Below are 12,602 nucleotides of genomic sequence, written 5' to 3' on the forward strand. Positions count from 1 at the left end.
GTTTTTTGGCGCTAGATCACAGGCTCCATTTTCAGTAGGTTATACAGAGTTTGTTACTGTTTTATTTTATTGAGGTAACACTGACCTCTTTCGAGAGTGCGCGCATGCCTCGTGCGAACATTGATAAACCATCATCATAAATACAGATGGAAGGGAACATTATGCGAATTGGCATACCAAAAGAACGGTTAACCAATGAAACCCGTGTCGCAGCTACGCCGAAGACGGTTGAGCAGCTGCTGAAGCTGGGTTTTAGCGTCGCGGTTGAAAGCGGCGCAGGTCAACTGGCGAGTTTTGACGATAACGCGTTTGTGCAGGCAGGCGCAGAAATTGTGGACGGGAATGCTGTCTGGCAGTCAGAGATTATTCTGAAGGTCAATGCGCCGGAAGAGGCGGAAATCCCGTTGTTGAATCCGGGCACGACGCTGGTGAGTTTTCTTTGGCCCGCGCAAAACCCGGAGCTGCTGCAAAAGCTTGCAGAGCGCAATGTGACGGTGATGGCGATGGACTCCGTGCCGCGTATTTCGCGTGCGCAATCGCTTGATGCCTTAAGCTCTATGGCGAATATCGCCGGCTATCGCGCCATTGTTGAAGCCGCGCATGAATTTGGCCGCTTCTTTACCGGACAGATCACCGCCGCGGGCAAAGTTCCGCCTGCCAAGGTCATGGTGATTGGTGCGGGTGTGGCAGGGCTTGCAGCGATCGGGGCGGCAAACAGCCTGGGCGCTATCGTCCGCGCGTTTGATACCCGTCCGGAAGTGAAAGAACAAGTTCAGAGTATGGGCGCTGAATTCCTCGAACTGGACTTCAAAGAAGAGGCGGGCAGCGGCGACGGTTACGCTAAGGTGATGTCCGAAGCCTTCATCAAAGCCGAGATGGCGCTTTTCGCCGCTCAGGCGAAAGATGTCGACATTATCGTTACTACGGCTTTGATCCCGGGTAAACCTGCGCCAAAACTGATCACCCGCGAAATGGTTGATTCGATGAAAGCGGGGAGTGTAATTGTCGACCTCGCCGCGCAAAACGGCGGTAACTGCGAATATACCGTGCCTAACCAGGTGACCACCACCGCGAACGGTGTGAAGGTTATCGGTTATACCGATTTGCCTGGTCGTCTGCCGACGCAGTCTTCCCAGTTGTACGGTACCAACCTCGTCAACCTGCTCAAACTGTTATGCAAAGAGAAAGACGGCAACATTACCGTTGATTTTGACGACGTGGTGGTGCGTGGTGTGACGGTAGTTCGCGAGGGTGAAATCACCTGGCCTGCGCCACCGATCCAGGTTTCAGCTCAGCCACAGGCTGCGCCAAAAGCGGCTCCCGCGCCGAAAGAAGAGAAAAAACCTGTTTCACCATGGCGTAAATATGCGCTGATGGCGCTGGTAGTCATTTTGTTTGGCTGGCTTGCCGACGTCGCCCCGAAAGAGTTCCTCGGTCACTTTACGGTGTTCGCGCTTTCCTGCGTGGTGGGTTACTACGTGGTCTGGAATGTGTCGCACGCGTTGCATACTCCGCTGATGTCCGTGACCAACGCCATCTCCGGGATCATCGTTGTCGGCGCGTTGTTACAAATTGGCCAGGGTGGCTGGGTGAGTTTCCTGAGCTTTATCGCGGTGCTTATTGCCAGCATTAATATTTTCGGTGGCTTCACCGTGACTCAGCGCATGCTGAAAATGTTCCGGAAAAACTAAGGGGTAACATATGTCTGGAGGATTAGTTACAGCTGCATACATTGTTGCCGCGATCCTGTTTATTTTCAGCCTGGCGGGACTTTCCAAACACGAAACCTCGCAGCAAGGTAACAACTACGGTATCGCCGGGATGGCGATTGCGCTGATCGCGACGATTTTTGGCCCGGATACCGGCAATGTTGCCTGGATTCTGGTGGCGATGATCATCGGCGGCGCGATTGGTATCCGCCTGGCGAAAAAAGTTGAAATGACCGAGATGCCGGAGCTGGTGGCGATTCTGCACAGCTTCGTTGGTCTGGCGGCGGTACTGGTTGGCTTTAACAGCTACCTGTATCACGACACGGGCCTGGAACCAATTCTGGTGAACATTCACCTGACCGAAGTGTTTCTCGGTATCTTCATCGGTGCGGTGACCTTTACCGGTTCCGTGGTGGCCTTTGGCAAACTGCGCGGTAAGATCTCATCTAAACCGCTGATGCTGCCAAACCGTCACAAAATGAACCTCGCAGCGCTGGTCGTCTCCTTCCTGCTGTTGGTGGTGTTTGTCCGTACTGAAAGCGTTGGCCTGCAGGTTCTGGCGCTGCTGGTGATGACCATTATCGCGCTGGCCTTTGGCTGGCATCTGGTGGCGTCCATCGGTGGTGCAGACATGCCGGTAGTTGTTTCAATGCTCAACTCCTACTCCGGATGGGCAGCGGCGGCGGCGGGCTTTATGCTGAGCAATGATCTGCTGATCGTTACCGGTGCGCTGGTAGGTTCGAGCGGTGCGATTCTGTCTTACATTATGTGTAAGGCAATGAACCGTTCCTTCTTCAGCGTTATTGCGGGCGGCTTCGGTTCTGATGGCTCATCTACCGGTTCTGATGAAGAAGTGGGTGAACACCGGGAAATTAATGCAGAAGACACAGCAGAAATGCTGAAGAACTCGCACTCCGTGATCATCACTCCGGGCTACGGTATGGCGGTGGCTCAGGCGCAATATCCGGTAGCGGAAATCACTGAGAAATTGCGTGCGCGCGGCATCAAAGTGCGTTTCGGGATTCACCCGGTAGCAGGGCGTTTGCCGGGTCATATGAACGTGCTGCTGGCGGAAGCCAAAGTGCCATATGACATCGTGCTGGAAATGGATGAAATCAATGATGATTTCGCCGACACCGATACCGTACTGGTTATTGGCGCCAACGATACGGTAAACCCGGCGGCGCAGGATGACCCACGCAGCCCGATCGCGGGTATGCCGGTGCTGGAAGTGTGGAAAGCGCAGAACGTCATCGTGTTTAAACGTTCAATGAACACCGGCTACGCAGGCGTACAAAACCCGCTGTTCTTTAAAGAAAACACCCATATGCTGTTTGGCGATGCTAAAGCCAGCGTGGATGCGATTCTGAAAGCGCTGTAATCGTTAGCTAAAAATAAGACGGCCTCTGCGGAGGCCGTTTTTTTAAACGTCCAGCTTCCGCTGGGTGATCCATTCCACGCGAGCCGGATCGCGATGCGAGAAAAACGCGCTGCTCCCGCTGTCCATAGCCGCAATTTGCGTCATTTCTTCCGGGGTCAAGCTAAAATCCAACACCTGAATATTTTCGGTCATACGCGCTTTACGCACAGTTTTCGCCAGCGAAATAATTCCGCGCTGATAAATCCAACGCAGCACGACCTGACCAACGCTTTTGCCATATTTTTCACCAATAGCCGCTAAGACCGGGTTCTGAAACAGGTCATTGCGTCCCTCGGCGAACGGTGCCCAGGCTTGCGGTTGAATGTTTCTGCTCTGCATCCAGGCGACGGCATGCGGCTGCTGATGAAAAGGATTCACCTCAATCTGGTTAACGGCAGGAATCACGCGGTTAAAAGCCATTAAATCAGCCAGGCGATCCGGGTGAAAATTACTCACTCCAATCGCGCGGATTTTCCCTTCTTCATATAACTCCTCCATCGCGCACCAGGCACCATGTACATCTCCATAGGGCTGATGTATCAAGTAAAGATCAATATAATCAAGCTGAAGGCGTTGCAGGGAACGAGAGAATTGCGCCTTTGCCCCGGAATAGTTTGTATCTTGTAACCACAGCTTGGTGGTCACGAAAAGTTCATTCCGTGGCACACCGCTTTGCCTGAGTGCGTTTCCTACTTGAGTTTCATTCAAATATGACGCGGCGGTATCAATCAGACGATAACCTGCATCAATGGCGTCCAGTACGGCTTGTTCACATTCGGCGGCATCGGTCATTTGATAAACGCCAAAACCAAGCAGGGGCATCTCAACACCGTTATTTAGTACTTTTGTATTCATGGGATTCTCCTGAGCATTCATCTTTGCATTGACAGCAAATTAGCAAATCTCTGTTGGTACTATTAGTCTGTGAATCCCGCATGAATCTATGAGTAGAATTCATTTCTGGTTAGCAAATATTGGAGGTGAATCACAACATCTATCGCTAAAGTTGCCGTTATTCATGATTATGGTTCATAAACTTATGCCGTTTTAGCCATCTAATCACCGCAATACGTCGCGTGTATATTGCGGTCTGTTTCTTCAACATGACAGAGCGCTATGCGTAAAAATGAACAGACATCGCCGGTGGCTACTGTAAGCCACACTGGCCTTACTTTTATTCTGATCCTCAGTGGCCTGATGGCCTTTACCTCACTTTCTACCGATATTTATCTTCCGGCAATGCCGATAATGGCCGCGGATTTACACGGCAATGTCGAACTTACGATCACCGGATTTTTGGTAGGTTTTACTATCGCACAGCTGATTTGGGGGCCGATCAGCGATCATCTGGGCAGGCGTAAACCGCTGTTTATTGGCATGGTGCTTTTTATCATCGGTTCAGCAGGTTGTGCGCTGTCTACAAGCATCACACAGATTGTTTTCTGGCGGGTATTTCAGGCCCTTGGCGCCTGTACTGGGCCTATGCTGGCCCGGGCAATGATCCGCGATCTCTTTGCTCGTACCCGTGCGGCGCAAATGCTCTCGACGCTGGTGCTGGTCATGGCGATTGCGCCGATCGCCGGGCCGTTGATTGGCGGGCAAATTATTCGCCTGAGCACATGGCACGCTGTTTTTTGGCTGCTGGTGCTGATTGGCGCGCTAATGTTTGTCTCTTTATGTTGGCTACCAGAAACACTACCTGAAGAAAAACGCGTGAAAGCGTCTCTGACGGGCGCATTTCGTAATTACCGTTCCCTGTTAGCTAATGGGCGTTTTATGCGCTACACCCTGAGTCTGACGTTTTATTACGTCGGCGCGTATGCGTTTATTACAGGATCGCCATTTGTTTATATTAGCTATTACCATGTTGATCCTCAGCATTATGGCTGGCTATTTGCGTTAAACATTGTCGGTGTAATGGCTATGAGCGTGGTGAACCGTCGGCTGGTGCAACGACATCCTCTGGAGCAACTGCTGAAGTATGCAACGATGCTCGCGGCGCTGGCTGCGCTGGCGCTTGCGCTGCTGGTTAAGCTTGAGCTGGGGGGAATCGTGGCCATTATCATTACCGTTTTTCTGCTGTTCTCAATGAATGGCATTATTGCTGCAACATCAACGGCTGCTGCGCTGGACGCGGTACCAAACATCGCCGGTTCAGCCTCTGCGCTGATTGGCGCATTACAATACGGTAGCGGCATTATCTCATCATTACTGTTGGCCGCGTTCAGTGATGGAACGCCATGGACCATGGCGTGGATAATTGCCTTATTTACACTCTTGAGTGCCTCCCTGGCGCTACGAGCTAAACGATAAACGAAATGCCCCGCGCAGGCGGGGCGGTAGTTCACGCTTTATTGAGATCGCTAAGCAGAACGGCAATACTTTGCCCGCCGTTGGTTTGCTCAAGCGCGATTTTCACGATGATGGTCAGCGGGACAGAAAGCAGCATCCCCACCGGACCCAGCAACCAGCCCCAGAAGATCAACGACAAGAACACCACCAGCGTGGACAGTCCTAGCCCACGCCCCATGATCCGCGGTTCGAGGATATTCCCGAACACCAGGTTAATGACCAGATAACCCGCCAGCACCACCAGAGCTTCGTAAAGACCGCTAAAAGCCAGCACCTGAGCAATAGGGGGGATGGCTGCCAGCACAGAACCGATATTAGGAATGTAGTTGAGGGCAAAGGCCAGCAATCCCCAGACAAAGGCAAAGCGCACGTCGAGGGCGGCGAGCATGCCCCAGGCGACCAGACCGGTCACAATGCTGATTGCCGTTTTAAGCACCAGATAGTGAGATACGCTGTCGATGGCGCGTTGAATTGCTGCCATTCCCTCAATAGGCCGGCTCATCATTTGTTTTAGTTTGTTGGGCAGTTGCGGGACTTCCAACAGCATAAAAACCACCGTCAGCAGCAGTAAAAATATCGATGACATGGCATTAGACAGTTGCGCCAGTAAATTAGTGACCAGCGTCATTGCCGCGTTCGGATCGATGTATTTGACGAGCTCATCCACCGAAACGCCAATCCCTGCGCGCTGTAGCCACGGCTCGAGATTTTTCAGCGGGATAACCAGTGAAGAACGGTATTGCGGTAGCGTCCGCGCGAGCTCATTTAAGGATGTACCTAAGTAGGCTAATAGCAGCACCATTAGCATCACAATAATTACGATCAGCAATGACACTGCGAATACACGTGGTATGCGAAGTTTCACCATGCGTTGCACCACAGGGTTCAGCACAACGGCAATAAATAATGCCAGAATAAACGGCACGATGATATCTGCGGCAAAGCGGATGCCGCTCAGTATGATAACCAGCATGCCCAGCATAATGACTATTTTTAGTCCGTTATGCGTGATGATTGGTTTCGCCATGTGTATTCCTGCGTTTTTAATTTTTGAATCTGAATAATAATGTGATTTGCGTCGAGCCGTTATAACAAAAATCAAACGGGGCTGGTAAAGAAGTGAAAAGGCTTTGAGTTCGTAATGAACCTATGATACAAATCATCTGTGTTTAACTACCGAGGACAATTATCATCCGCGATGATGAGAAGCAACACTGCGGATAATTGTAATATTATGGACAATATGTTCAGGATGTTTTTGCTTTTACCTACACTTCTTCGTACCTCTTCCACTTTCCTGCTTGCGGGTGAGCAACACTGGCGCAACGCGCTTTAGTCCCTTCTTCTGCCTGAGCTGGCGCTGTGCGCTGAGCTAACTGATTTTATTTTTTGGTTTACTGCATGCAGTAGGCCCAAAGGACTATATTCTCAAGCAGGAGAAGCATCATGTTTTACTGGATATTATTAGGTCTGGCCATCGCGGCTGAAATTACCGGTACGCTGTCAATGAAATGGGCAAGCGTGGGCCATGGTAATTCGGGCTTTATTTTAATGCTGGTAATGATCGCCTTATCGTATATTTTTCTCAGTTTTGCCGTTAAAAAAATTGCCCTTGGCGTAGCTTATGCCTTATGGGAAGGTATCGGTATTTTATTTATAACGCTGTTTAGCGTGCTGTTATTTGACGAAACCTTGTCCACGATGAAGGTAGCGGGTCTGGCCTCGCTGGTGGTAGGCATTGTGCTGATTAAATCCGGTACGCGAAAGCCTGCAAAAGCGGGCAGAGAGGTGACCCATGCAGCAGTTTGAATGGGTTCACGGTGCCTGGCTTGGCATGGCCATCGTTCTGGAAATCGTGGCTAACGTCTTTTTGAAGTTTTCGGATGGTTTTCGCCGGAAGACCTATGGCGTGCTGTCGTTGGCAGCAGTTTTAGCTGCTTTTAGTGCGCTGTCGCAGGCGGTAAAAGGCATCGATCTCTCCGTCGCCTATGCCTTATGGGGCGGATTCGGGATTGCCGCGACGTTAGCCGCAGGCTGGGTGCTGTTTGGTCAGCGTCTGAACAATAAAGGCTGGATCGGCGTGGCGTTGCTGTTGGCCGGGATGATCATGATAAAACTAGCCTGATAAAAGTGCTGCCCGTCAATGCGGGCAGCATGTGTTATCCCTTGGCGAGCGCTTCCAGTTTGTCGCGAAATCCGGTCACGGAAATCGCGCGGTTATCTGCCCGCCAGCGATCTTTCGCCGCCGGAGCGGAGCTTTGTACGCCAATCAATTGCCAGCCGGAATCCGTCCTCAGCATCAATGGCGAACCACTGTCACCCGGGAGCGTATCGCACTGATGTGACAAAACGGTATTTTGCGCCCAACCGGTCACCACGCAATCCTGATGCGTGTACAAATCGTCAAGATGATCTTCCGGATAGCCCGACTGCGTGACTTTACGATCTGCAGTTTTCAGTGCCGCGGTTAACGCCGCTTTATCCCCCGCAAATAACGGCAGCGGCGTGATACCGGAAGGTGGGTAACGCAACACCACCAGACCAAAATCCCATGGTGCGGCGGAGGGGGGCACAATCCAGCCATCACCATCGGCTTTTAAACGTTTTCCGAGCGAAGGATCAACCCGGCCTTCAATTCCGTGGATTTCATAACGCCAGAGACCCTTTTTAGACACGAAGCGTAACGCCACGGCTTTATCAGGTTTCCCTTTTGGCGGCGTAAGTAAGCAGTGTCCGGCAGTCAGGGCCAGATGGGGTGAAATGAGCGTAGCAGTACACAGATTACCGCTGGCGGTTTCCAGTTGTCCGATAGCGTCCCATGGTGATTGCGTTGGGTCAGCCACCTTTATGCGATCGTCATGTCCAAAAAACAGCGTTTTTATATTTTCTGCTTCAGCGCTTGCCGTTGCTGGCTGTTCCGCATGCGCAACGACAGGTGTTAAACAAATTGAACCCAGTAACACAACAATGGTTTTATGCATATCACACTCTGGTGGGGAATTATGATTTTTAACAGCAAACCCTCAGTTAATACTATAGACGGGACGGCGGGAAAGTGGGAGTAAAATCAGATAACTACACTCAGGATAGATAAAAATGCATGGCGATGAGGGCGCAAATAATCAGGGTCGTAAGAATGAACTCAAAGCGGTAATGTGACACCATTTTACCCTCCGAAAGGCGGCGCCAAATCTGGATGATTTAGCGCCGTATGCTACGACGTGGGGGACGCCATAGTGACTACAGGTGTGTTATGCAGCAGGCTGAGCGGCTGGTTTAGCGGCGTCGTGTTTTACGGCTTTTTTGGTGTGCTTTTTAGCCGCCTGAGCTTTCTGTGCTGGCGCTTTTTGTTCTGCAGCAGGTTTGGTTGCGGCTTTTTTGGTGTGTTTTTTAGCCGCCTGAGCTTTCTGTTCTGGCGCTTTCTGCTCTACAGCCGGTTTAGTGGTGGATTTTTTGGCGTGTTTCTTGGCAGCCTGCGCTTTCTGCGGTGCAGCTTTGTGCTGTTTTTTATGATGGGTGGTTTTCGCCGGTGCCGCTTTCGTTGCAGCGGCAGTTGGAGCGGTGGTCGCAGTTGTTTCAGCAGCAAATGCAGCAGAAGACAGACCCATAGCAGCGGCAACAACCAGAGCTAATACTTTTTTCATTCTCATACCCTCGATTTGGTTTTTCATTCAACCCCACTGCGGGGCCGTTGAAATAACTATATCGCTGTAATCACTGGGCTTCCGTGAGTCATTGGTATCGGCGTGTAACGATATGTACAATGACTCACGGCACGAGATTACAAATAACGGGCTTCCAGGTGAGCGCGGAAATAGCGGCTGCTGAGCGGCTCTCCGGTGGCCTGGGTAATGAGTTGTTCAGTGGTAAAACGACTGCCATGCTGCCAGATATTCTGGCGTAGCCAGTCAAAGAGGGCGCTAAACTCTCCTTGCGCAATAGACTGGTTCAGATCGGGCAATGCGCGGTGAGCTGCGCTGAACAATTGCGCCGCATACATAGCGCCTAAAGTGTAAGACGGGAAGTAACCAAAACCGCCATCAGTCCAGTGAATATCCTGCATACAGCCATTGCGATAATCCCCCACCGTTGACAGCCCCAGCCAGGCCTGCATCTTCTCATTCCACAGCGCCGGAATATCATCCACTTCAATGTCGCCGTTAATTAACGCTCGCTCGATTTCATAACGCAGGATCACATGAGCAGGATAGCTTACCTCGTCGGCGTCAACGCGGATAAACCCAGGTTTTACCTGCTGGTTCCAGGCAATGAAATTGCTCTCTTCAAACGCAGCCTGATCGCCAAAATGACGCGTCACCGCCGGAATGAGTCGCGTCAGGAATGCTTTGCTGCGGCCCAATTGCATCTCAAAGAACAGACTTTGCGACTCATGAATGGCTGTTGAGCGTGCCAGAGCTATAGGTTGTCCTGACCAGTTACGCGGAAGGTTTTGCTCATAGCGGGCGTGACCCGTTTCATGGATCACGCCAAACAGCGCGCTGAGGAGTTCATTTTCGTCATAGCGGGTCGTAATGCGCACATCTTCCGGCACGCCGCCACAGAAGGGATGCGCGCTGATATCCAGTCTTCCAGCGGTAAAGTCGAATCCTAACTGCGCCATCGTTTCCAGACCCAGCTCCCGCTGGATTGCGGTTGGGAAAGGACCCACCGGGGCGATAAGCGTTTGTTGAGACTGTTTTGCCACTGCTCTGGTGAGGAGATCGGGCAGCCAGCTTTTCACGTCCGCAAACAGGACATCCAGTTGGGCGCTGGTCATCCCTGGTTCAAAGATGTCCAATAGCGAGTCATAAGGTGAACAACCTTTATCGTCTGCACGCAGTCGGGCTTCTTCGCGACTGTACTTCACGACTTCTTTCAGGTTGTCGGAAAATCCTTCCCAATCATTGGCGGGTCGCTGGCTGCGCCATGCATGCTCACAGCGGCTGCCCGCCAGCGACTTTGCTTCTACCAGTGATTCAGGCAGCAGGGATGCCTGGTGATGCAGTCGCGACATTTCGCGCAAATTCGCTTGCTCAACATCGTTAAGGTCTTCCTGTTCTGCTGCGGCGATCCACGTTGCTACCTTCGGGTCGGTTAACAGCTGATGCTCAAGCACGCTCAGTTCAGCCAACGCTTCGCCGCGGGCTTTACTGCCGCCCGGCGGCATCATGGTAAACATGTCCCAACTGGCGATGGCCGAAAGGTGGGAGAAGCGAGAGAGCCGCTGGAACGTGCGGGTGAGTTGATGGTAATTATCATTGTTACTCATTTTTTGTTCTCGTTCTGTTTAGGTGTGGTTAAGAAGTTTACCGTGATTCATTCACTTTTCATAAACACACCTTTGTACCCGCTGTGGCGTAACAGCTTTTTATAGCGCAAAACCAGCAGCACAATAAAACAGAAGGCGTAGATAATAGGTGCCGGTGATAACACTTTTACCGACCACAGGTAATGAACCGGGAGCAAAATGGCAGTCAGGTAGACGTAGTTGTGCAACGTTTGCCAGCGTTTGCCCATTTTACGCTGGGCGGCCTGCGTGGAGGTCAGCGTCAGCAGGAGTAAGATAACCCAACCCGCCATGCCCAACGTTAGCCATGGGCGTAAAACCAGTTCACGTCCCAACAACCCCAAATTTTGTATACCCAGTTCCAATAGCGCATAGCTGGTCAGATGCAGTGTGGCCCAGGCAAAACACCATAAACCTAACAACCGTCGGGTGCGAAACAACAAAGGCTGCTTTGCATAGCGTGCGAGCGGTGATACCAGCAGGGTAGCAAGCAAAAATTTTAGCGCAGTAATGCCGGTAAAATGCTGAATATCTTTCCCGGGATCGGCGCCCAACGCACCCTGTTGCACTGCCCAGAAGAGCCATAGCAGGGGTAAAAAACCGGCGAGATGCAGCAGCACTTTCAAGCCGGTTATCTGTTTTACGCTGAGCCTCACTTAAAAATACTCCCGTAGATCCATGCCCTGATATAAAGAAGCTACCTCATTGGCGTAACCGTTAAAAAGTAACGTCGGCTGGCGTTGTACATCGAGAATCCCACCGGAGCCGATAAAACGTTCCGTCGCCTGAGACCACCGGGGATGATCGACATGCGGATTAACATTGGCGTAAAAACCGTATTCATTCGGTGCCGACATATTCCAGGTCGTCGGCGGACGCTCACGTGTCAGCTTGATACTGACAATCGATTTAATGCCTTTGAAGCCATATTTCCACGGGACCGTCAGGCGTATCGGCGCCCCGTTTTGCGGCGGCAATGCTTTGCCATACACGCCGACGGTCAGCAACGTGAGAGGGTGCATGGCCTCATCCAAACGCAGACCTTCAACATAGGGGTATTTCAAGCCGCCACCAATGAAGCGATCTTTCTGACCGGGCATTTCATCGGGGGCGTAACGTGTTTCAAAGGCGACGTATTTGGCGTCGCTGGTGGGTTCAACCAGCGCCAATAACTTATGTAAGGGAAAGCCAATCCACGGCACAACCATCGACCACGCTTCAACGCAACGCATCCGGTAAATACGTTCTTCTAACGGAAAACGCGTGGTCAGCGCATCATGATCCAACGTTAAGGGTTTGTTCACCTCACCGCTGATAGTTAACGTCCAGGGATCGGTTTTCAGGCTACCGGCGTTGGCGGCAGGGTCGGCCTTATCCAGACCAAATTCATAGAAATTGTTATAGCCCGTCACCTTGTCTTCCGGCGTCAGGGGCAGTGTGCTTTGCCAGGCATCCGGTTTTATGAACTCGAGCGGTTTCCCCGCCGGTGCAGGCGCGCGATCGTTGCCCTTAAACCAATTCAGTAGATTCGCCTGTGTCGGGGAGGAGAGTGAAGCGGCTGCAGCGCCTATCCCAAGCGCTTTGAGGACCTGTCGTCTTTGCATAAAAAAAACTGATTCGGCGGTAACATCGGCTTCCCGAAGTGGACGTTTTTTCTGCATAACTGTTCCTTTTTATTTTCATGTTAAGGAAAACAAAGCGAGGTTTCCCTGTTGAGACCTGACTTTCTATAACGACATCCTGAATCCAGGCATATCCCAGGATCCTCACGAAAAGTTAAAAATTTTGTGATAACTTCCGCCCCTTGCCTGAGGTAAGCTTTCAGAACGATGAG

At 51.5% G+C, this 12,602-nt stretch carries 13 protein-coding genes; 6 read left to right on the plus strand and 7 right to left on the minus strand.

The window, feature by feature from the left end:
* Positions 1–161: 161 nt before the first annotated feature.
* Positions 162–1,691 (plus strand): Re/Si-specific NAD(P)(+) transhydrogenase subunit alpha, encoded by a 1,530-nt coding sequence (pntA, locus tag ACVXHP_RS04105; protein ID WP_137370571.1) that lies wholly within the window; start codon positions 162–164, stop codon positions 1,689–1,691.
* A 10-nt stretch (positions 1,692–1,701) separates the two neighbouring features.
* Positions 1,702–3,090 carry a Re/Si-specific NAD(P)(+) transhydrogenase subunit beta gene (gene pntB / locus ACVXHP_RS04110; protein ID WP_447570901.1) on the plus strand — a complete coding sequence of 463 codons (1,389 nt, stop codon included), beginning with the start codon at positions 1,702–1,704 and terminating at the stop codon, positions 3,088–3,090.
* 42 nt (positions 3,091–3,132) lie between these two features.
* Here the strand turns inward: pntB and ACVXHP_RS04115 are convergent, their stop codons facing one another.
* Positions 3,133–3,984, minus strand: a complete 852-nt coding sequence (locus tag ACVXHP_RS04115; protein ID WP_447570902.1) for an aldo/keto reductase — start codon at positions 3,982–3,984, stop codon at positions 3,133–3,135.
* A gap of 261 nt (positions 3,985–4,245) precedes the next feature.
* Here ACVXHP_RS04115 and ACVXHP_RS04120 point away from each other — a divergent pair, with 261 nt between their 5' ends.
* Positions 4,246–5,442 carry a multidrug effflux MFS transporter gene (locus ACVXHP_RS04120; RefSeq protein WP_447570903.1) on the plus strand — a complete coding sequence of 399 codons (1,197 nt, stop codon included), beginning with the start codon at positions 4,246–4,248 and terminating at the stop codon, positions 5,440–5,442.
* Between the two features lie 31 nt (positions 5,443–5,473).
* Here ACVXHP_RS04120 and ACVXHP_RS04125 read toward each other — a convergent pair whose 3' ends face one another.
* The gene (locus ACVXHP_RS04125; RefSeq protein ID WP_447570904.1) at positions 5,474–6,508 is read right to left on the minus strand and encodes an AI-2E family transporter; all 1,035 of its coding nucleotides are present in this window, start codon (positions 6,506–6,508) and stop codon (positions 5,474–5,476) included.
* Positions 6,509–6,646: 138 nt separating this feature from the next.
* On the opposite strand from ACVXHP_RS04125, the gene ACVXHP_RS04130 reads away from it, so the two are divergent.
* From ACVXHP_RS04130 to mdtI, 3 genes are all read left to right on the plus strand, one after another.
* Entirely contained in the window at positions 6,647–6,817 is a 171-nt protein-coding gene (locus ACVXHP_RS04130; RefSeq protein WP_006684635.1) for a protein YdgV, read from the plus strand.
* A gap of 107 nt (positions 6,818–6,924) precedes the next feature.
* Positions 6,925–7,290, plus strand: coding sequence for a multidrug/spermidine efflux SMR transporter subunit MdtJ (mdtJ, locus tag ACVXHP_RS04135; protein ID WP_200006847.1), 366 nt, complete (start codon positions 6,925–6,927; stop codon positions 7,288–7,290).
* On the plus strand, positions 7,277–7,606 hold the full coding sequence (gene mdtI, locus ACVXHP_RS04140) for a multidrug/spermidine efflux SMR transporter subunit MdtI (protein ID WP_200006493.1): 330 nt from the start codon (positions 7,277–7,279) through the stop codon (positions 7,604–7,606). Before mdtJ ends, mdtI begins: the two co-directional genes overlap by 14 nt.
* Before the next feature lie 34 nt (positions 7,607–7,640).
* Here the strand turns inward: mdtI and ACVXHP_RS04145 are convergent, their stop codons facing one another.
* The 5 genes from ACVXHP_RS04145 to msrP form a co-directional block, all read right to left on the minus strand.
* Positions 7,641–8,462 carry a trypsin-like serine peptidase gene (locus ACVXHP_RS04145; RefSeq protein ID WP_447570905.1) on the minus strand — a complete coding sequence of 274 codons (822 nt, stop codon included), beginning with the start codon at positions 8,460–8,462 and terminating at the stop codon, positions 7,641–7,643.
* A 270-nt stretch (positions 8,463–8,732) separates the two neighbouring features.
* The gene (gene asr, locus ACVXHP_RS04150; protein ID WP_304698438.1) at positions 8,733–9,125 is read right to left on the minus strand and encodes an acid resistance repetitive basic protein Asr; all 393 of its coding nucleotides are present in this window, start codon (positions 9,123–9,125) and stop codon (positions 8,733–8,735) included.
* Between the two features lie 137 nt (positions 9,126–9,262).
* Positions 9,263–10,750, minus strand: coding sequence for a carboxypeptidase M32 (locus tag ACVXHP_RS04155; protein WP_447570906.1), 1,488 nt, complete (start codon positions 10,748–10,750; stop codon positions 9,263–9,265).
* A gap of 47 nt (positions 10,751–10,797) precedes the next feature.
* Positions 10,798–11,424 carry a protein-methionine-sulfoxide reductase heme-binding subunit MsrQ gene (gene msrQ, locus ACVXHP_RS04160; protein WP_447570907.1) on the minus strand — a complete coding sequence of 209 codons (627 nt, stop codon included), beginning with the start codon at positions 11,422–11,424 and terminating at the stop codon, positions 10,798–10,800.
* Positions 11,425–12,429 carry a protein-methionine-sulfoxide reductase catalytic subunit MsrP gene (gene msrP / locus ACVXHP_RS04165; protein ID WP_447570908.1) on the minus strand — a complete coding sequence of 335 codons (1,005 nt, stop codon included), beginning with the start codon at positions 12,427–12,429 and terminating at the stop codon, positions 11,425–11,427.
* Positions 12,430–12,602: the final 173 nt, after the last annotated feature.

The organism is Citrobacter freundii complex sp. 2025EL-00176 (genome assembly GCF_053309355.1).